A 20319-nucleotide genomic window follows, 5' to 3' on the forward strand; every position below is an offset into this window, starting at 1 on the left:
AGCCGGGGCTCCTGCCCTTGATGGTTTGTCAGCGGACCTCTAAAACCCAACCAGCCCCCATAAGAGGGGGCTGGTTTAGGGGTTGATCTGGAGCGGGAAACGAGACTCGAACTCGCGACCCTCTGCTTGGGAAGCAGATGCTCTACCGACTGAGCTATTCCCGCATACGGCCTCGGATTTCTCTCGAGCCCCAAGCCTTGCAAGGCCTGAGCGCTCGGCCTATCCGGACTAAAAGTCTGACATCATTTCCTCGCCGCGTCAAGGTGGGCCCCGGACTACTTGCCAGCCCATTTTCATGTCAGGATAAAGCCTGTGCTGCTGGTTTTCGCCTGCTTTGCTTATGTTTTAGGGTCGCTGCCCCTGGGGTACTGGGCCATCCGCCGCCTGAGCGACCAAGACCCCCGCCTGGCCTCCGCCTACAACCTGGGCCTGGAAAACACCCTCCGCCTCCTGGGCCCCGGCCCAGCCGCAGTGGCCCTGGGCTTAGATTTCCTCAAGGGGTATGTTGCGGTCGCCCTGGCCAAGCCTTTCGGGCTGGACTGGGCTCTATTCTTCGCGCTCTTGGCCTATCTGGGCCACCTCTATCCCCTGCGCATCTTCACCGGGGTGCCGCTGCGCGGACGCGGAGCAGGGGTGCTCATCGGAATCGTCTTTGGTCTGTATTTCGTGGGGCTTCCCTATGGGGTTGCTCTGGCGGTCCTGGCGGTTTCGGTGGCGGTATTCGTCGCTACCCGCTACGGTACCTTAGGGGCCATCGCCCTCCCCCTAAGCCTGGCCCTGATGGTGTCCTTCGCGGAGGTTTCCAGTTGGGGCAAGTTAGTTGCCTGGGGGTTACTGGGGGTAGCCCTGTGGCGCTACAAGGAAAACCTGGGGCGCATTCTGGAGAGCCTCGAGCCTCGCTTGGGAGATCCGCTGCCCCTGCCTTCGCCCAATCAGGTGGTCTGCGCCTTCATGATCCATGCCCTAACCCTGGAGGACCTGTGGCAAAGTCCCCGCTTTCGCTGGGCCAAACCGCTGGCTGAGCGCGGTTGGCTTCGGCCCGAATGGGTGGAACGCCTGGCCGAGGCCTTTCGCCCCATGAAAAACGGGGAGCTGCGGGGGGTCAAAACCGCCGATGGGCGCGAAATTCGCGTGTACCTGCTCTCAGCGCCTTTGTTGCCCCACCAGATCACCGGTAAACCCGAGCTGGCGACCCGCCGAGCCATCCAGGCTGCGCGGCTGGCTAAGGAGCTGGGCTGTACGGTGATTGGCCTGGGGGCCTTCTGGAGCGTAGTAGGCGATAAAGGCAAGCAGGTACAAGAGGCGGTCCCCGAGATTCAGGTGACCAATGGTGGGGCCTACACCGCCGGTACCATACGGGCTGCAATCCCCAGCATCCTGGCCCACTTTGAGCGAGAGGGAAAGCAGCTCGAGCAGGCGACCGCAGCGGTCGTGGGGGCCAACGGGGTGGTGGCCTTTGGGATCGCTCGGCAGATCGCTCCGCTGGTGCGCAAGCTCATCCTGGTCGGGCGAAATCAAGAGCGCCTGGAAAAAAGTGCTTCCACCCTCAAGCAAAATCTGGAGCGCAAGGGCCAGCCGGTGCCGGAAATGCTCACCACCCTGGACATTGCCGCCATCAAAGAAGCGGACTTGATTTTTACCGCCACTTCCGACCCCTCGGCCGTGATCTTTCCCGAACACGTCAAGCCCGGCGCCTGGATCTACGACGAGGGCGTACCACCGGATGTGGATGAGTCGGTGAAAGGGGTGCCGGGGGTACGGGTGATCCCCGGTGGGGTGGTGCGGCCTCCGGGCAACATGACCGGCAACCTCGATCTGCATTTTGGCGAGGGGCTGGTCCCGGCCTGCTTAGCCGAGACCATGATCCTGGCGGCTGAAGGGGCGTATGACCGCAAAAGCTTGGGGGGCGAGACCAAAAGCGAGAACATTCAGTTCTTCGTCGAGCGGGCTGAGGCGCTGGGATTCAGGGTGGTGGACTGAGTTTGTAGGAAACAGCGATCGCGGAAGCAGTACACTGGCCCTGATGGCTCTCCTGCTCCTCAGCCCGACTCGGCTTGAAGCCGCCTTTCTGAAAGGCCGAAAGTTTACCTTCCGCGGACGCGCTGGGCTGCGCGGGGAGGGTTGGGTCTGGCTCGAGGCGGGGATTGGCAAGGTCAATATGGCCCTCACCCTTGCCGCCTATGCCCAGCGGCACACGCTCGAGCGGGCCTTGCTCTTCGGCATTGCGGGGGCCTATCCCGACTCCGGCCTGGGGATCGGAGACGCCGCCCTGGCCGAGCGCGAGGTCCAGGCTGATCTTGGGGTACGGGGCGGCGGGATGAAGGGGCTGGGCTTCCCCACCCTGGTGACGGGGGAAAGTCGCTACCACAACCGCTTTCCGCTGGATCCTGGCTTTACCGGCCAGCTCAGCCAAACCCTCCGCCTGCCCACCCGGACCTTCCTAACCCGCGATCTAGTCAGCGAAACCCCCAGCGAGGCCAAGGAGTTTGCCCGGCGCTGGGAGGCCGATCTGGAAAACATGGAGGGGGCTGCCTTTGCCCAAGGCTGTTTATGGTTGGGCATCCCTGGGGCTGAGCTGCGTACGGTATCCAATCAGGCTGGGGTGCGCGATAAAACCCAGTGGCGGGTCAAACAGGCGGTCGAGGGGCTCGAGGCGCTGTTGCGGCAAGTCCTCCCCGTATGAGCGCAGGGCTGCCCTGATATGGTAAGGCCATGATTGACCTCACCCGCAGCATTGGTCCGGGTTATCCGGTCTGGCCGGGGGACACCCCCTATCATCTCGAGTTCACCTGGAGCATGGCCGAAGGCAGTTCAGTCAATGTGGGGAAAATCACCACCACCACACATCTAGGCACCCACCTCGACGCACCCTACCACTACGACGCGGGTGGGGGGAGGCTCGAGAGTGTCCCGCTCACCGCGCTGATCGGCCCGTGCCAGGTGGTGGAGGCTCGAGGAAAGCAGGTCTTGGAAGAAGATTTCATCCAAAGCCTGGGCCACCTGCCGGAGCGGGTTCTGTTCTACTCCGGTCAGCCCAACCGCTGGGAACGCTTCCCCCAGCAGTTCATGCACGTCGCCCCCGCTGCGGTGCAGGCCCTGGCCAAGAAGGGGGTCAGGCTCTTTGGTACCGATGCCCCCAGTGTGGACCCCCTGGACTCCAAGGATTTGCCCGGACACAAGGCCTTCGCGCGTGCCGGAATTTACATCCTAGAGGGCCTAGCCCTGGAGGGTGTGCCTCCCGGAGCGTATGAGCTGATCGCCCTCCCCTTGCGGCTCGAGGGCGCGGACGCCTCCCCGGTACGGGCCCTGCTGCGCTAGGGGGTACGTCGGGGCGGCTGGCCTCTGAACCTCGAGCGCAGCCGCTCGAGCCGCTCCTTTACCTTTTCCTCCCAGCCCTCACCGGCGGCCTGATACAGCTCGAGGCCCCGCAAAGCTTCCGGCAGGTAGGGCTGGGCAAAACTCCCCTCGGGATCGTCGTGATAGTAGGCGTACCCCCGGCCGTAGCCTAGATCCTTCATCAGACCGGTAGGGGCATTGCGCAGCACCATCGGGATAGGGGCATCCGGATGGGCCGAGGCCGCCTCCTGAGCAGCTTTCCAGGCCACATAGGCGCTGTTTGATTTGGGGGCCAGGGCCAGATAGAGGGTCAGCTCTGCCAGGGCCAGCTCGCCTTCGGGGGAGCCCAGAAACTCATAGGCCTCCTTGGCCGCGGTTGCCAGGCGCAGGGCATTGGGATCGGCCAGCCCGATGTCTTCGACCGCCATCCGCACCAGGCGGCGGGCCAGGTATAGGGGATCCGCCCCCCCTTGCAGCATCCGGGCCAGGTAGTAAAGGGCGGCATCTACGTGGCTTCCCCGGACGCTCTTGTGCAGGGCTGAGATCAGGTCGTAAAAGTACTCCCCGCCCTTGTCCATGGCCAGCGTGCCAGCGCCCAAAGCCTCCTGCGCGGCCTCGAGGTCAATCTGGCCTTCGCCCAAGCTGGCGGTCAGCTCCAAAGCCGAGAGGGCTCGGCGGGCATCGCCCATCGCAGCCCGGGCGATCAGCTCGAGGGCTTTCTCCTGCACCCCTTGGACCCTCAAGCCTTCCGGGTGCTCCAGAGCCCGCCGCAGCAGGCGCAAAAGCGCAGCCTCATCCAACGGTTTGAGCACATACACCCGGGCCCTCGAGCGCAGGGCCGGGTTGACCTCAAACGAGGGGTTTTCGGTCGTGGCTCCGATCAGGGTCAGAAGCCCGCTCTCCACATGGGGCAAAAGCGCGTCCTGCTGCGACTTATTGAAGCGGTGAATCTCGTCCAGAAAGAGCACCAGACCGTCTTCCTCTTGGGCCTTGGCTACCGCTTCCTTGATGTCTTTAACCCCTGCCGATACCGCCGAAAGCGCCACGATCCCTCGCCCGGTCCCCTGCGCCATCAAGCGGGCCAGGGTGGTCTTTCCAGTGCCCGGCGGCCCCCACAAAATGAAGCTGGACAACCGCCCGGCCTCGAGCATCCTCCGCAGGGGTTTACCTGGGCCGGTCAGGTGCTCCTGGCCCACCACCTCCTCGAGCGAGCGAGGACGCATCCGTTCAGCCAAGGGCGGTAGGCTCACTGCGAAATTGTCGGGGGTTTGGGCAGCAGAGTCAAGGGACGGGGCCGGTCTAGAGCGCTCTTCACCTATAAGGCTTGGTCTGTGAAGGGCGGAATAAGGGCCCGCGGTTGTTCATCCTTGGCAGGAGTTCCCCCCGGTTTCGGTCTATGCTTGAAGCCATGTGGCTTTCTCTAGTGCCATGGGGCTTTGTGGTCTTGGGCCTCTTGCCCTTGGGGTTATTCCCTCGGCAGATCAGCCTCTACCCTGGGGTGGTTTTCCTGCTGGCCGCGCTCGTTCTGGCCGCCACCGCTAGCCTCTATGCTCGAGTCCCCCTGGAATCCCGGGTACGGTTCTTCTGGGTGCTGGGCCTTAGCGTGCTGGCCAACGTATTGGGGGTAGAGGCCGCCCGCGATCTGGCGCGTATCCCTGGGGAAATCACTGTGGCCGCAGGCATCGGGAGCCTGATCGCCGGTGGGCTGCTGCTGATGGGCTGGTACTACCTGGGGCAGAGCAAAGCCCCCAATCCGGCCCTGGCCGCAGCCCGATCCTCGAGCAGCGTATTAGATCAGGCTGAACTACAGGCTTTAGCCCCCAGCCTCGAGGCCCTCTCCGCGGTGCGCCCGGTAACCCTGCTGCTCCTCCATACCGCCAAAGAGGTCGGGACGGACCTGCTCTCCTACCTGCGCCAGCCCGACCTGATCTTCAGCCTAGAGCCAGGGCACTACCTGATCGCCCTGCAAGGCAGCGGCACTGAGGGCGCCCAGATTGTCTTTCGCCGCCTGCGCCAAAATATCCCCATCCGAGCCTATGCGGTGCTGCCCCTGCAAAAGATGAGCATAGCCGAAGCGGTGCGCCAGCTCGAGGGGGAGTTACAGCACTACTACCTGACCCAGCAGTAATTACACCTGCACCCATCCGACCCGCTCGAGGAAGGTCTCCTCCAGCCTGTTCTGGTGCATCACCTCGCCCAGTGCGCGGAAAAACACCCGGTAGGGCTCGACTCGAGCGCTTTCCCCCATCAGCCCTAAGCGCAAGACCTGCCCTGCGGTAGGGCCTATCCCGCCCGCTATCGAGACCCCTCGGCTGTACAAGCCTTTGCGCAGCTCTGCCTCATCCCAGCCTTGGGGCGGGCGCACCACCAGCACCGTGGGCAATCGGGCTTCCTGGGGGGCATAGGCCTGGAAGCCGAGCTCCTCGAGCACCCCCAACACCGCCCTATGCATCGCCTCAGCCCGGCGCAGGCGGTTCTCCAAGCCTTCCTCCAAGGCCAGGTTCAGGGCTTCTTCCAGGGCAAAGTGCAGCGAGACCGGCGCCGTGCAAAAATACCCTTCCTCCTCCCAGTACACCGCGACTCGAGCCAAGTCCGAGTACCACCCTCGGGCCTTGCCCAGGTGTTCCCGCCCCCGCTGGGAAAGGGCAAATGGGGCCAGTCCGGGCGGGGCCGAGAGGCATTTTTGGCTGCCGGTAAAAGCGTAATCCACCCCCATCTGCTGCATCGAGAGGGGCATCATGCTGGCCGTAGTCACCGCATCCAGCATGAACAAGGCCCCATGCTCACGGGCCAGATCGGCAATGGCCTGGGCTGGATTGAGCACCCCCGTGCTGGTCTCGCCATGCACCAGCGCAACCAGCTTGTAGGGCCGCTGGGCCAGGGCCCGGCCCACCGCTTCGGGGTCAATCGGCTGCCCCGGCTCCGCCCGCAACACCGTGTAGTCGTGGCGGTAGGCCTGAGCGATCTCCACCATCCGCTCCCCAAAGGCCCCGTTGACCAAGAGCAGCACCGCCTCCCCTTGGTCGGCCAGGTTGTTTAACCCGGCCTCCATCCCCAAGCTGGCCGAGCCCGGCATGGCCGCGACCAGGGCCCCCTGGCCGGGATCAAACATCCGGCCCAAAGCCGCACGGATCCGACGGTTGGTGGCCAGGGTCTCGGGGTCTAGGTGTCCCCGCAGGGGGCGGGCCAAGGCCGCCTGGACTCGAGGGTGAATCGGGCTGGGGCCAGGGGTCAGCAAAATCATGGGGTTCCTCCAAAAAAACACGCCCCGCATCGGTACTATCCGACGACCTCTTTCCGTAGAAAGAGAGCCGTTAGCGGATAGCTCGAGCGGGACGCATTGCTAAGCCCGAATATACAGAGGTCGGGGTGGTTTGTAAAGCCAAACCCTACCCCAGCACCTCATCCAGCGACTCGGCCAGAATGTTCACCATCTCGTCTACCTCGGCCTCGCTGATGATGAGCGGGGGGGCTACGGCAAACCCCGTATCGTTGCAGCGGGCGATCAGCCCGCGCTTGCGGCTGGCGGCTTGCAGCTTGCCCCCAATCCCCCGAGCGGGATCAAAGGTTTTCTTGCTGGCTTTATCCTCGACCACCTCGAGCGCCGCCATCAGCCCCTTGCCGCGCACATTGCCCACAAACGGGTGGGTCTCCAGTTCCTGCAATCGGCGCAGCAGCTGCTCTCCCCTCACCGCGGCATTCTCCCAAAGCCGCTCGCGCTCGAGGATGGCGATGTTGGCGAGCCCTACCGCGCAGGCCACCGGATGCCCGGAATAGGTGAAGCCGTGCATGAACATGCGATCGGGGGTGGCCAGCACCTCGAAGATCTCCCGGGTTACCCCCACCCCACCCAGGGGGATGTACCCTGAGGTGATGCCCTTGGCAAAGCTGGTGATGTCCGCCTGGAATCCGTAGGTCTGTTGGGCAAACATCTGGCCGGTGCGGCCAAACCCGGTGATGACCTCATCGGCGATCAGCAGGATTTGGTGCTTTTTGAGGATAGGGGTGATGGCCTGCCAATATCCCTTTGGCGGCGGCACCACCCCCCCGGCCCCTTGAACCGGCTCCCCGATGAAGGCGGCGATGGTCTCGGCCCCCTCGCGTTGGATGATCTCCTCGAGTTCTGCGGCCAACATGGCCACAAACTCCGCCTCGGAAAGGCCGGGGTTGTTGCGGTAGGCCAGCGGAGCGGAAGCGTAGATGAAACCCGGAGCCAGCGGCCCGAAATCCGCGTGGTAGGCCGGGACCCCGGTAGCCGCCAGGGAACCCATGGCGATCCCGTGATAGGCCATCCGCCTCGAGAGGATCTTGGTCTTCTGGGGCCGACCGGAGAGCGACCAATAATACCGGGCAATTTTGATCGCGGTCTCGTTGGATTCTGCCCCCCCACTGGTGAACTGGAAGTGGGAGTGGTGTGGCAACAGCTCAGACAGCTTGACCGCCAACTCGATCACCGGGGGGGTGGCCAGGCCAAAGAAAGTCGGCTGGAAGGCCAGCCGGGCCATCTGCTCGCGGGCCACCTCGGCCAGCTCGCTGCGGCCATGCCCCACGTTGACGTTCCATAGCCCGGCAAACCCATCCAGGTACCACTTGCCCGTGGTGTCGCGTACCCGGCTTCCCTTACCCTCGACCAGCACAATCGGGCCGCTCTGGCGGTGGCGGTGCAGGTTGGTCACGGGGTGCAGCAGGTGAGCCAGGTCTTGCTCGAGCAGCTTCTCGGTGTCCCAAACCAGGGTCTGTGCCATAGTGCTACCGATTCTAACGCGAAGTCGGGATCCTTCGCTTTGGGGCCAAGCCCAACCCGCCTTGGCATGTCCTGGCTGGCGTGTATGCTGGTATCTAGTTGCATGAGCACGCCTACCGTCCAACGCAGGGTTAACCCCAACTTCATCACCGAGATCATCGATGAAGACCTAAAGGCAGGTCGCTACTCCCAGATCGTGACGCGCTTCCCGCCCGAACCCAACGGTTATGCCCACCTGGGTCACGCCATCGCCAGCTACCTCAACTGGGGCATTGCCCAGGACTACGGCGGCCTGTTCCGGCTGCGCATGGACGACACCAATCCCCAGACCGAGCGTCAGGAATACGCCGAAGCCTTGGTGCGCGACCTGGCCTGGCTGGGCCTGCGCTGGGATGGGAAGGTGGAGTACGCCTCGGACTACTTCGAAGACCTCTACCAGATGGCCCTCCGGCTCATCCAAAAAGGGCTGGCCTACGTGGATAGCATCCCCCATGAGGAAATGGTGCGGTTGCGCGGCAGCGTAGAGGTCCCCGGTACCCCCAGCCCTTATCGGCAGCGCAGCATTGAGGAGAACCTCGAGCTGTTCCAGCGGATGCGGGCCGGGGAGTTTCCCACCGGGGCCCACGTGTTGCGCGCCAAAATAGACCTGGCTAGCCCCAACATGAAACTGCGGGACCCGGTGCTCTATCGCATCGTCCATGCCGAGCACTACCGCACTGGAACCACCTGGCCCATCTACCCCAGTTACGACTTTGCTCAAGCCCCCACCGACGCTCTGATCGGGGTTACCCACAGCCTGTGCTCCTTGGAGTTCGTGGATAACCGGGCCATCTATGACTGGTTGATGGAGCATCTGTGGGGCGAACCCAGGCCCCGGCAGTACGAGTTTGGCCGGAGGAGCCTCGAGTACACCGTGGTCTCCAAGCGCAAGCTGCTCAAGCTGATTGCCGGGGGCCACGTGACCGGCTGGGATGACCCCCGCATGCCCACCCTGGCCGGCCAACGCCGCCGGGGGGTTACCCCTGAAGCCCTGCGGACCTTCGCGAAGAGCGTGGGGATTTCTCGCACCAACCGAACGGTGGACATCGCCCTGCTGGAGCATGCCATCCGCGAGGACCTAAACCTTCGGGCACCCCGGGTGATGGCCGTGATCCGGCCCCTCAAGGTGGTGCTGACCAACCTCGAGGCCGAGTCCACCCTCTCCCTGCGCTACTGGCCCGATGATGTGGTGCGGGGTTCCCCCGATGGCCTGGTGGCGCGGCCCAACGGCGAGCGGGTCAGGCCTGAGGAGGCGGTCCGGCCGGTACCCCTCACCCCCGAGCTCTACATCGAAGCGGATGACTTCGAGGTCGAGCCCCCCCCAGGGTTCAAGCGGCTCACCCCCGGCGGAACCGTGCGGCTGCGAGGAGCAGGGTTGATCCGCTGTGACGAATACCTCCGGGATGCCACAGGGCAGGTTTGCGAGCTGCGCTGTACCTGGCTGGGCGAAGCGGGCAAGGCTTCTGGGGTCATTCACTGGGTGAGTGCGACCCAGAGCCTTCGGGCGGAATTCCGCCTCTACGACCGGTTGTTTCGCGTACCCTTGCCCGAGAGTGAGGCCAAGGAGCTGGAAGAGGAAGAAGAGGGCGAGACCCGCGAAGACCGCGACTTCCTCAGCTTCCTCAACCCTCAGAGCCTCGAGGTTCGGCAGGGCTGGGTCGAGGCCAGTGTGGCCAGTGACCCGCCCGAGACCCGCTATCAGTTCGAGCGGCTGGGGTATTTCTGGCCGGATCCGCTGGATTCCAAGCCTGGGGCGCTGGTTTTCAACCGCATCGTGGGCTTGCGCGACTCCTGGAAGGGCGCGGAGGGGCCTAGGCCCAAAGGGGAGCCGCGAGCCCCCAAAGAGGAAAAGGGGCAGGGCCCCGGCCAGGTGGTGCTCTCCGCCCAAGAACAGGCCCGGTTTGAGCGGTTCAAAGGGCAGGGGGTGGGGGAGGCGGATGCGCGGGTGCTGGCCCGTGACCCTGCGCTCGAGGCCTACCTAAACCAGGCCGCCCGGTGGGCTCCCGTGGCCCATCTGGCCAGCTGGGTGGTCAATGAGCTGGGGTCCTCCATCCGCGAGGGCAGCAATAAGGTCTCCCCCGCCGCTTTAGCCGAATTGGTAGCCCTGGTGCAGGGTGGGGAGATCAATACCCGAATTGCCAAAGACGTGCTGGCTGAAGCCCAAAGCAGCGGGGAAAACCCCGCCGAGATCGTACGGGCCCGGGGCCTGCGCCAGGTCAATGACAGCGCGGCCCTGGAGGCGGTGCTCGACCGCATCCTGGCTGCCCACCCCGACCAAGTGGCCGCCTACCGAGGGGGCAAAACCGGGTTGCTGGGGTTCTTCGTGGGTCAGGTGATGCGCGAAACCGGTGGGCAGGCCAATCCCCAAACCGTGCGGGAGCTGGTGCTGCGCCGGCTGGGCTGAGGGGCGTTTCTCAGCGCCCACCCCGATAGCGAATTCGGTAAACCCGCCCCCCCTTGTCATCGGAAACATACAGGGCCCCGTCGGGCCCAAAGATCAGGCCTACGGGGCGTCCCCAGGCTTCGCGGCACATCTGCCCCGGAGCCCGCCAACCGCTGGCAAAGGGCTCTGCCCGCACCGGTAGCCCATGCTCGAGCACGATCCGCTCAATCTTGCAATCCCGGTACTTGGCCGGGTCGCTGACCCCCAGCGAGCCGTGGTAGGCCACATAGAGGTCTTTGCGGTACTCCGGCGGGAAATTGCTCTGCCCCGCCAAGGCAAGCCCCAGCGGCGCCGAGTGGGCAGGGGCCGTGAACAGGGCCGGAACCGCCTTACGGCAATCAAACCCCGAGGTGCGGGGATCGGGCACATCACTCCGCTCCCCCTTTAGGTTGAGGCCCAGCCCTGGGGTGTAGCAGTAGGGCCAGCCGTGGTGTCCACCCGGTTGCACATGAACCACCACCTCCTCTGGGGGAAGGTCGTCCCCCAGGTGATCGGTGCCGTTGTGGGTTGCCCAGAGCTCTCCCCGCGGCGTCCAGGTGAAGTCCACGCTGTTCTTGAGCCCCTCGGCCCATAAAAGCCTGCGGCGGGGATCGGGGCTGTGGGCAAAGGGGTTGTCCCAGGGCACCGAGCCATCGGGGTTGAAGCGCAGGATGGCCGCCCGGCGTGGGTCCCGCTCGGGGCCGAAGTTGGTCTCCGAGCCTACCGAAAGGTAGAGCTTGCCATCCGGGCCAAAGTGCAGGGTGCGGGTGAAGTGCCCCGAGGGGCCAGGCAGGTCGGGGATCACCGTTTCCTTGGTCCTGAAGCGCCCATCCGGCCCCGGATGGGCGAAGCGCACCACCCGGTCGCTCAGGGCCACATAGAGCCAGCCCTGGTGCCACTCGAGACCATGGGGCAGCTCGAGACCCTCTGCCACCACCTCCACCCGGTCGGCCCGTCCATCGTGGTCCCGGTCGGGCAGGCGCACCACCTGACCGCTGTAGAGCAGGGTGAGGTAGAGGTCCCCCTCTGGGCCGAAGCTCATCATCCGGGGGGAGCCCTCGAGCCCCTCGGCGAAGATGCCGATTACAAACCCCGGCGGCAACCGGATGTGCCGGGCGGCTTCATCCCCTTCCTGAGCCCGCAGCGCCACCGAGGCCAGCAGCAAGGCCAGCAAAAACACCACTGGAAGCAACAGCCAGCGCGCACTGATCATTTGCAACCAGCTTAGCGCTCCCTCGGCCAGCCCTGCTACCTGGGACGTTAGGAAGCCCTCTCCAGCTCGGCCTTAAGCGCCAACGCCCGCTCGGCCAACCGCTCTCCCGCCTCGGCAAACGGCTGGAAGATCAGAGTGGCTCCCAGTTGCTCCAGTATGGGGTCTTCCTCGCGGTGGTAGCTGGTGGCCGCGATGATGCCCGCGAAACCTCGAACCTTCAGGGCCTGCACCCCCCGCAGTTTGGCCTCGAGGTCCGGCATGGTCAGCAACACCCCCTTCAGCCCCCGGAGCTCCAGGCGGTCCCACAGCTCGATGTCTTCGGCGTCTCCATAAAAGACCCGCCGCCCCTTGGCCAGGTGGCGCTCGAGCTTGTCCGGGTCCGCGTCGAGCCCCACCACCTGCTGCCCCTGGCGCTCGAGCAGCTTATAGGCCGCTCCTCCAGTCCGCCCCATCCCCACAATCAGCCACTCGGCCCCCTCCAGGCGGGTGGGTTCGGCATCAGGGTGCACCCCTCGGCCCTCAAAGCGGGACAAGAAGGGCTCTAGGCGAACATACAGGGCATGCACCCCGCGGTTGAGCGGGGCCGCCAGGGCCAGCGAGAGCGCCACCAAAAGGCCCATCATGGGCCCCCAGCCCTCCGGCAAGATCTGGGCCTGAATGGCCGCCGCCACCGTGATGAGGGCGAATTCGCTGTAGCTGGTAAGGGCTGCGCTGGTCACAAAAGCCGTGCGCGAGCGCAGTCCAAACCCCACCAGCAGCCCAAAAAACAGCAGGGCCTTGAGGGGCAGCAGGAGCAGCAAGCCCAGCTCGAGGGGCATCTGGGCCAGCGAGGGCAGACCAAGCAACCCGATTTGCAAAAAGAAGGCCACCAAAAAGCCCTCCTTGAGGCCCCACAACGCCCGGGACAGCTCGGAGGTTTGCGGGTGTCCCGCCAGCGCAGCCCCCATCAGCAGCGCGCCCAGCTCCGAGGAAACACCCACGCTTTCCGCCAGCTGGGCTGCCCCTAGGGCCAAACCCAACCCGTACAGCAGGAGCAGTTCATCGTGGCCGCTCCTCTCCAACACCCAGGCCACCAGCGGGCGCAAAAGCGGCAAGCCCAGCAAGAGCAGGGCCCACCAGGAGGGGGTTTTCACCCCAGCGTAGGCCAGCAGGCCCACCGCGATCACATCCTGCAGCACCAAGATGCCCACCGCGATTCGCCCATGAAAGGTGGAGAGCTCGCGCCGGTCTTCCAAGAGCTTGACCGCCAAGACGGTGCTCGAGAAGGCCAGGCCTGCGCCCACATAGAGCACCGGGGCACCCCCCAACCCCAACCCCAGCGCCAAAAGCCCCATCAGCAGGGCAAAGAGCAGGAAGTGCAGCCCCCCCACGCCGATAACCTGGGCCTGGACCAGGGTTTGCCAGCGCAGCTTGAGCCCCACCGTAAACAGCAGCAACAGCACACCAAAATGCGCAATCTGGCTCAGCAGGGGCTCGGAGTGAAAACCAAACCCCCACAGCGCAAACCCGGCCCCTAGGTATCCCACCAAGGGCGGCAACCCGATGCGGCTCACCAGCAGCCCCAACAGATATGCAGTGCCCACCCAGAGCGCTTCCACAGGGTTCAGTGTACGGGTTTGCGGAGTGAAGGTTACTTCCCCACACAGAAGTTGCGAAACACCCGCTCAATTACCTCGTCAGAGACATTCTTTCCGAGAATGGAGGCCAGGGCCTCGAGCGCCCCCTCGATGGACAGACCGGCCAGATCCTCCGGGGCCTCGAGCGCTTCGCACAAGTAGGCCTCGGCTCGGGCCAGGGCTTCCGCCTGGCGCTCGTTGGTGATCCAAACCTCCCCCTCAGGAGCGTCCCGCAGCAGGCGATCGTGAATCGCCCGGCGCAGCTCCTCGAGACCGGCCCCGGTAGCGCTCGAGACCGGCAGAAACCCCTGGGTATCCCAAACCGCCGGTAAATCCGCTTTGGTCGCCACCTTGAGGCTGCGCTCCCAGGGCAGGGCGGGGGGGGGAAGCTGGGGCTGGCTCGAGTCCGCCAGGTACAGAATCAGATCGGCTTCTCGGGCAATCTGCAAGGCCCGCTCCACCCCGCTCTTCTCGACCGGATCCTCAGTCGGGCGCACCCCGGCTGTGTCCACCGCGGTAACCGGGACTCCAGCAATCTCCAGGGGGGCCTCGAGGTAGTCGCGGGTGGTTCCGGGAATCGGGGTCACAATGGCCCGGTCATACCCCAGCAAGGCATTGAGCAAACTGGACTTGCCCGCATTGGGGGCCCCCACCAGCGCGATTCGGGCCCCACGCTGGGCAATACGCCCGGCTGGGGCGGTGGCCAGCAAGCGGCGAACCTCCCCCAGAATCGGCTCGAGCCGCCCCCGAATTTCAGCCGGTTCCACCCCCTCTTCCGGGTAGTCCAACCAGGCCTGAATATGCGCCAACAGGTCAAAAAGCCCTTCCGATAGGGCCTGGATTTTATTCGAAAGCCCCGCGCTCAACCCCCGCAGCGCTTGCCGCCGGGCCGCATCCGACTCCGACTCCACCAAACTCAGCACCGCCTCCGCCTGGGCTAAATCCATCCGCCCACTGATATAGGCCCGCAAGGTAAACTCCCCTGGCCCCGCCGGGCGGGCTCCCGCCTCGACGAGCGCCTGCAAAACCTTGCGCAAGACCGCAGGCGAGCCGTGGGTGTGCAGCTCAGCGCTGTCCTGCCCGGTGTATGAATGGGGGGCACGAAACACCAGCAGGAGCGCCTCATCCAGAACCTCCCCATCTGCGCCGAGAATCTTGCCATAGGTAAAGGAATTGAGCTTTAGCTCGAGCGGGTTTTTGCCCTTCCACAAACCTGCAACCAGCTCAATGCTGCCCTCCCCCGAAACCCGCACAATCCCCACCGCCCCCTTACCCGGCGGGGTAGCGATGGCTGCAATGATGTCTTGAAGTGAAGGCAGCGGCATAGGTTTCTGGCCAAGGCTCCATCCCCATTGGGGGAGCTTCCAGCCAACTTTACCGCAAAACCCAGAACCCCTTGCCTCAATGGGCAAGGGGTCCCCTTAGGTGTCACTTGACCTAAAAACTCACCCGAATGTCCTTGCTGCCGGTGTCGCCATACTCACCCACCCGCAGCACCAAGGCCTTGACCTCAGTGCCCTTGGGCACCGAAAACACCACCGCAAAGTTCAGGGCCGCCCCCGGCAGCAGGGTGAAGCCGCCGCCGGTGTTGGTGCCGCTGGGGCTGTCGTAGGCGATGGGCGGAAACGAGCGCCCATCGGCCCCGGCCAGGGCGGTGTTGCCGGGGTTGTTCACGCTCAGCGAGGGGGCCACCGTGCCCGACTGCTTGGCGTTCTTGAGCAGGCCAGTCACCACCACCAGCTCCTCTTCGGCGCTGCGGGGCTGGATGGCCAGGTTGTTCTTGTCGAAGCGGGTGGTGTAGCTCTCCATCCGCTCCACCTTTTGAATTTGCACCCGGAAGAGCCCGGTCAGGATCTGATCCCCCACTTTGCCCTGGAACTGCCCGGCCAGTTGATTGGCCCCACCTGCAGCGCGAATCTCGTAGCCACCCTGCACCTTGACCACGGTCTGGCCCAGGGCTTTGGCCACATCGGCCAGCGGCACGTAGGCGGTGCCCTGCACCACGATCACCCGTGTGGAGGCCACCTGCCCGTTCAGGATGAGCCGCTGGGCACTCTGGGCCAGCGCCAACAGCGAGAGACCCAGCGCCAGTACCAGGATTAATTTCCAAAGCTGCTGCATGTTTTCCTCCTACCTAAACTTCTGTACCCGTTCAATGACGGCCAGGGCCCACTTGCGGTAGCCTTCGGGATCCATGCTGCTGTTGGTGAGCAAAAAAGCATATTCGCGGTAGCGGAAGGCCAGGCTGAAGACTGGCTGGCTCTGGTCGCCGCGAAACAACCCAGCCTCGTCCCCCACGTTTAGGCCCACCCAACTGGAGGCCCCCTTGCGGAGTTCCCCCAGCCAGTGTTGGGCCCCCTGGGGGCTGCTGCGGAAGTATTGCAGTTGGGTAACCCCACCGGACAGGTTGTGAATACAGTAGGACATGGACTGCACCGAGCCGATGGCCTGTGCCATGGCCTGGGCCACCGCCTGTCCGCCACTGCCGCTCAGGGGCTTGCCGTCCTGCAAAAGACCTTCGTTGCTCATCACGAAGCCCACCGAGCCCAGGGCGTTGGGGGTGTTGCCCTGGTTGAAAATACCCATCAGGTAGCAAGGGTGGGGGTCTTTCTGGGCCAGGGCAAAGCCCAGCAGCAAAGCGATAAACCAGAATCTGCGCATAATGGTTCTCCCTTACCTACGGCCCGCCCACGCCCAGTTGCAGGTTGTAGGGCACCAGCGGCAGGCGCACCGAGCCATCGGTAAACTCACCCGTGCGTAGTACCTCCACCACGTACTGAACGGCGGGCAGGCTGCTCAGGTCTATGCGCTCGCCTTCGGGCCCACCCCCTGGGGTGCTGAAGGGCTGGCCCTCGGCCACCTTGTTGCCACTCAGGTTGTAGAGGTTGAGATGGAGGCCCTCGCCACCGAGCTGCACGCTGCGGATGTCCACATTGCGCTCGAAGATGAAGCCCTCTCGCACCCCTTTGAGGAAGCGTATACCGGGGTCGCCGGGGTTGATCCACCACAAATTGAGCGAGCCAAAGATGGTGATCAGGGGGGGTATGGGAGGGCTGAATGCGCCCAAGCCAAAGGCATATTTGCCCACCTCGCCCGCACTGGCCGAGACCTTGACGGTATAGCTCGCAGTGCCGCTGGGGAAGGTATAGACCGGCAGGCTGCTGCAATCCGGGCCGGTGGAGCCCACAAACACCTCGTTGTTGCCCCCGTCGAAGATGCGCACCGTGAGGGGGACGTCGGTGGAGAGGATGTTGAAAATAAAAGGCTTGGAGCTGCTGGCGGTGGCGGTGAAGCGGTAGTAGTCCACGTCGTTGCTCACGTGCAGGGTGGCGCTGTAGCTGCCCTGACCTATACTGGCTGCGGTGTTGCCGGTCTCGTTGGGCTCCAGGGCATCGGGGTCAAGTGAAAAGGACTGTCGGGTGAAGAAGAAGTTGTAGGGCAACCGGGCTAGCGCCGAGAGGGTTAGCAGCGAGTTCCCCGGCGGGATGTCCACAATCAGATTGCGTCCGTTGGCGCTGGTTTTGTCGCTGATGAGCTGGGTATCGCCACAGCCCGACTCCTTCACCAGTCCATTGCCCAACGCCAGCTTGCCCAGCCCATCGGGGTAGTTGAAGATGAAGTTGACCCGGCTGTAGCCTGGGGCATTCACCCGGTAGACGTCCTTATCGGCCCCGTTGTGCAGGTTGAGGTCGTAGGTGTTGCCAGGGGTGGGGGCAGTGGCCTGGGCGGGGGTGTTGTTGGGCTCGAGCCGGTCCGGATTCAAAAAATTCCCCGCCGCCTGGAGCACCGCCGCAAAGGCGTTCACGGAGTAGTTCACCTTGGGGTCGGGCGAGTTGCTGTACCCGGTCTGTTGCAGGATGTTCTTGACCTGGTTGGAAGTGAGGGCGGGGTTGTAGGCCCGCATCATGGCTGCGATTCCGGCAATGAAGGGGGTGGAAGCGCTGGTGCCGCCAAAGGTGGTAAGCCCCAAAGACCCCATGGGGTTGTTGCCATAAACTGCGTGGATGTTGGTCGGCGCCCAGATGTCCACAAAAGAGCCGTAGTTGGAATAGGAGATCGCAGTGTTGCTGTTGTTAGCCAATGCTCCAACGCAGATCACCTTGTCCAGTACACACGGAGCCCACTCATAGTTCTGGCCATTGTTCCCGGCTGCCGCCACCATCACCAGGCCAGCCGCACCCGCATCCTCGAAGGCGTTGTAAAAGCCGGTAGTCTCGAAGGCGATCTTGCAGAAGGCATTATTGCCGCACATGGTGAAGCTCATCGAGATCACGTCGGCCCCCCAGCCAATGGCCGCGCGAACGGCGTGCTTGACTTGATAGAGGTCGGCGCTGGTTTTGAACAAAATGGGGTCGGCCACCTGCCCGCCCGTTCCCGCAGCGCCGGTACCGTTGTTCAACACCGAAAGGGCCACACTCGCCGCTCCCGTGCCGTGCCAGGGGCATCCACCTCCACCACAAGTCCAGGGGTTGGTTCCACCTGCGTTGTAGTCGCTGTCCACGAAGTCGTACTGCAGGGGGGTAGTGGGGAAATCGGCGCTCAAGCTGTTGCCCGCGCCGTCCAGCCAGAAGCCACCGTCCACGATGGCGACGCGGGGTCTGCGTGGCACGCTCCGAGCGGCCACGAACTGCCAGGCCCGCACCACGTTGGCCCGGCTGCCGGTGTCGCCGAACTCGGCCCAACTGAAAGCATCATTGCCGCTGCCTTCGTTGGTTCCCAGCATCACGGTGTCCCCCGAGGCATCGCCCTGTCCTACGAAGTTGGCAGTAGCACCTTTTCCACCTGCTAGCTCGTGGGCCACCAATGCCAGCAGCTTGGCTCCGCCGTCGCTGGAAATTTTGAAGGTGCCGCCCAAACCGGCTTTTTCAGCGTCGGCCTTGAAGGTGGAAACGTCCAGCTTGCTGGGGTCTATCTTGACCAGGTACTCGGTGGGCTGGGTGTACTTAGGGTCTAAAACGATTCCCGAGCCGGGTGGAGGTGCGGGCACAGTGTTGTTGGAGAGTATTACGCCACCGTAGTGATTGAGGAAGTCTTGAAGTTCGCTCTGGCTCTTGGGCGAGAACAGGACTTCATTGATGACAAAAGTGCTTTTCAAACCCTTCTCGTCCACCGCTGCCGCCAACGGGCGCGGCCCCTGGGGGCCATCGGGGAGGCTGGTGGGCTCGGGCTGCACGGTGGGGTCTACGGTGTAGTTGAAGGTTACGTTTGGGGGGCTGTTGCGCCCACAAGCGGCCAACAAAGCCAGTAACAGAATCCAGACCAGATGCTTCATGCATGCTCCTTTCGGTTAGCGTAGGCCCTCTGTGGGCTGTGTGAGCTGGGCCTCGAGCCAGGCCACCAGCTCCAGGGGGCTTTCGAACTCGAGCACCTCCCCCGCCCGCTCGAGCCGAGCCTGCCAGGGGTGGGTTTCGTCCGGCGGCTGCACGATAAGCCGGTACTCGCGCTTGGTTTCGTCATCCTCCACACCTCACCTCCTCGTGTGGGCCACCTTAGCAGGGGGGGCGTGGCAAGGGCGTGGCAAAACAAGACCCCCTGCAGGGGGGATCTTTCCCGGTCGGGTGATAGGAGGGGTTAGATCATCGGCCTGCGCCCGGCGGCCCCTTCATAAAAAAAGAGCAGCTTGCCTAAAGCGAGCTGCTCCGGTTTTTTAGGGTCAAAGGAATCCCTACCCCCTCGAGCCCACCGCCTCCTTTTTGGGGCTCTCCCCCAGCGCATTCTCACCGGTAAACTCGCGCCCCAGAATCAGGGTATGGATGTCGTGGGTGCCCTCGTAGGTGTCCACGGTTTCCAAGTTCAGCATATGGCGGATGCTGTGGTACTCGAGGGTAATCCCACTCCCACCCAGAATCTCCCGCGCAGCCCTGGCCCCGTTCAAGGCTGCCCGCACATTGTCCCGCTTGCCCAACGAGACCTGCGCGGGCTTGAGCTTCCCGGCATCTTTGAGCTGGGCCAGGCGCCAGGCCAGAAGCAGGCCTTTGGTGTGGTCAGAAGCCATGCGCACCAGCTTCTCCTGCACCAGCTGGCGGCTGGCAATGCTGGAGCCGAAGGTGGTACGGCTTTTGGCGTACTCCAGGGCCTCGGTGTAGACCGCCTCCAAAGCCCCCAGCGCTCCCCAGGCAATCCCGTAGCGGGCTTGGGTAAGGCAGGAAAGCGGGCCCTTGAGGCCCTGCACCCCCGGCAGCATCGCGCTGGCTGGAACCCGCACGTCCTCGAGCACCAGCTCGCTGGTCACCGAAGCCCGCAGCGAAATCTTGTGCTGGATTTTATTGGCTTTGAACCCCGGGGTATCGGTGGGGACGATGAAACCCCGCACCACCCCCTCGTCGTCTTTGGCCCAGATCACCGCGATCTGGGCCAAGTTGCCGTTGGTAATCCACATCTTGGAGCCGCTCAGCCGGTAGAAATCCCCATCCCGACGGGCTCGAGTTTTCATGTTGCCGTCGGGGTCCGAGCCGCCATCGGACTCGGTCAGGCCAAAGCAGCCCACATACTCCCCGGTAGCGAGCTTGGGCAGGTATTCGCGCTTCTGCTCTTCCGAGCCGAAAGCGTAGATGGGGTACATCACCAGGCTGGACTGGACGCTGCAAAAGCTGCGCAGGCCGGAGTCTATGCGCTCGAGCTCATAGGCCACCAAACCATAGCTGGCCGCGCTGGCCCCCAGACCCCCGTACTCGGTAGGGATGGTCGGCCCCAGAAAGCCCATCTCACCGAACTTGCGGATCAGGTGGGTGGGGAACTCCGCGTTCTCCCACCACCGGTTGATGTGCGGCAAGCATTCAGCCTCGAGGAACTTGCGTGCAGCCCGTCCAATTTCGCGCTCTTCCGCGGTCAGCAGTTCCGAGACCTGTAGGAAATCAAACATGGGAAACCTCACCCTCCAGTTTACAAAACCGGGGCCGGGCACACCCTGATAGGGGGCGGGTTCTCTTTCGCGGGGAGCAACCCCTTC

The 20319-nt window shown here is 64.0% G+C and carries 16 protein-coding genes and 1 tRNA gene; 5 read left to right on the forward strand and 12 right to left on the reverse strand.

Features of this window, described 5'->3' with window-relative positions; genetic code table 11:
• Window positions 1–88: 88 nt before the first annotated feature.
• Window positions 89–164 (reverse strand) — tRNA-Gly (locus tag Mgrana_RS06215).
• Window positions 165–312: 148 nt separating this feature from the next.
• On the opposite strand from Mgrana_RS06215, the gene Mgrana_RS06220 reads away from it, so the two are divergent.
• The 3 genes from Mgrana_RS06220 to kynB are packed head-to-tail and all read left to right on the forward strand — an operon-like array spanning window position 313 to window position 3318.
• Window positions 313–1980, forward strand: coding sequence for a glycerol-3-phosphate acyltransferase (locus tag Mgrana_RS06220; RefSeq protein WP_119356742.1), 1668 nt, complete (start codon window positions 313–315; stop codon window positions 1978–1980).
• 43 nt (window positions 1981–2023) lie between these two features.
• Window positions 2024–2683, forward strand: a complete 660-nt coding sequence (mqnB, locus tag Mgrana_RS06225) for a futalosine hydrolase (RefSeq protein ID WP_119356743.1) — start codon at window positions 2024–2026, stop codon at window positions 2681–2683.
• Window positions 2684–2712: 29 nt separating this feature from the next.
• A complete protein-coding gene (kynB, locus tag Mgrana_RS06230) occupies window positions 2713–3318 on the forward strand; it encodes an arylformamidase (protein WP_119356744.1) in 606 nt (201 codons plus the stop codon).
• Here kynB and Mgrana_RS06235 read toward each other — a convergent pair.
• Window positions 3315–4559 (reverse strand): replication-associated recombination protein A, encoded by a 1245-nt coding sequence (locus Mgrana_RS06235; protein WP_119356745.1) that lies wholly within the window; start codon window positions 4557–4559, stop codon window positions 3315–3317. The genes kynB and Mgrana_RS06235 overlap by 4 nt on opposite strands.
• Before the next feature lie 185 nt (window positions 4560–4744).
• On the opposite strand from Mgrana_RS06235, the gene Mgrana_RS06240 reads away from it, so the two are divergent.
• A complete protein-coding gene (locus Mgrana_RS06240) occupies window positions 4745–5464 on the forward strand; it encodes a diguanylate cyclase (RefSeq protein ID WP_240631267.1) in 720 nt (239 codons plus the stop codon).
• Here Mgrana_RS06240 and Mgrana_RS06245 read toward each other — a convergent pair whose 3' ends face one another.
• Together Mgrana_RS06245 and Mgrana_RS06250 are read right to left on the reverse strand one after the other, a co-directional pair.
• Window positions 5465–6580 carry a pyridoxal-phosphate-dependent aminotransferase family protein gene (locus tag Mgrana_RS06245; protein WP_119356747.1) on the reverse strand — a complete coding sequence of 372 codons (1116 nt, stop codon included), beginning with the start codon at window positions 6578–6580 and terminating at the stop codon, window positions 5465–5467.
• Between the two features lie 145 nt (window positions 6581–6725).
• On the reverse strand, window positions 6726–8081 hold the full coding sequence (locus tag Mgrana_RS06250) for an aminotransferase family protein (protein ID WP_119356748.1): 1356 nt from the start codon (window positions 8079–8081) through the stop codon (window positions 6726–6728).
• A 102-nt stretch (window positions 8082–8183) separates the two neighbouring features.
• Between Mgrana_RS06250 and Mgrana_RS06255 the strand changes: the two genes are divergently transcribed.
• Window positions 8184–10523: a glutamine--tRNA ligase/YqeY domain fusion protein gene (locus tag Mgrana_RS06255; RefSeq protein ID WP_119356749.1), complete on the forward strand. Its 2340-nt coding sequence runs from the start codon at window positions 8184–8186 to the stop codon at window positions 10521–10523.
• Window positions 10524–10533: 10 nt separating this feature from the next.
• Here the strand turns inward: Mgrana_RS06255 and Mgrana_RS06260 are convergent, their stop codons facing one another.
• The 8 genes from Mgrana_RS06260 to Mgrana_RS06290 all read right to left on the reverse strand — a co-directional run bounded on the left by Mgrana_RS06260 (window position 10534) and on the right by Mgrana_RS06290 (window position 20232).
• Window positions 10534–11754, reverse strand: a complete 1221-nt coding sequence (locus Mgrana_RS06260) for a PQQ-dependent sugar dehydrogenase (protein WP_119356750.1) — start codon at window positions 11752–11754, stop codon at window positions 10534–10536.
• 47 nt (window positions 11755–11801) lie between these two features.
• Window positions 11802–13352: a cation:proton antiporter family protein gene (locus Mgrana_RS06265; protein WP_119356751.1), complete on the reverse strand. Its 1551-nt coding sequence runs from the start codon at window positions 13350–13352 to the stop codon at window positions 11802–11804.
• A 32-nt stretch (window positions 13353–13384) separates the two neighbouring features.
• Window positions 13385–14695: a tRNA uridine-5-carboxymethylaminomethyl(34) synthesis GTPase MnmE gene (mnmE, locus tag Mgrana_RS06270; RefSeq protein WP_119356752.1), complete on the reverse strand. Its 1311-nt coding sequence runs from the start codon at window positions 14693–14695 to the stop codon at window positions 13385–13387.
• 112 nt (window positions 14696–14807) lie between these two features.
• A complete protein-coding gene (locus tag Mgrana_RS06275; RefSeq protein WP_119356753.1) occupies window positions 14808–15491 on the reverse strand; it encodes a hypothetical protein in 684 nt (227 codons plus the stop codon).
• 9 nt (window positions 15492–15500) lie between these two features.
• Entirely contained in the window at window positions 15501–16031 is a 531-nt protein-coding gene (locus Mgrana_RS16940; RefSeq protein WP_186813088.1) for a hypothetical protein, read from the reverse strand.
• Window positions 16032–16047: 16 nt separating this feature from the next.
• Window positions 16048–18642, reverse strand: coding sequence for a S8/S53 family peptidase (locus Mgrana_RS06285; RefSeq protein WP_119356754.1), 2595 nt, complete (start codon window positions 18640–18642; stop codon window positions 16048–16050).
• A gap of 15 nt (window positions 18643–18657) precedes the next feature.
• Window positions 18658–18834, reverse strand: coding sequence for a hypothetical protein (locus tag Mgrana_RS16810; protein ID WP_170146412.1), 177 nt, complete (start codon window positions 18832–18834; stop codon window positions 18658–18660).
• Between the two features lie 201 nt (window positions 18835–19035).
• A complete protein-coding gene (locus Mgrana_RS06290; protein WP_119356779.1) occupies window positions 19036–20232 on the reverse strand; it encodes an acyl-CoA dehydrogenase family protein in 1197 nt (398 codons plus the stop codon).
• Window positions 20233–20319 lie beyond the last annotated feature (87 nt).

It is taken from the genome of Meiothermus granaticius NBRC 107808, assembly GCF_003574355.1.
Lineage (GTDB): Bacteria > Deinococcota > Deinococci > Deinococcales > Thermaceae > Meiothermus > Meiothermus granaticius.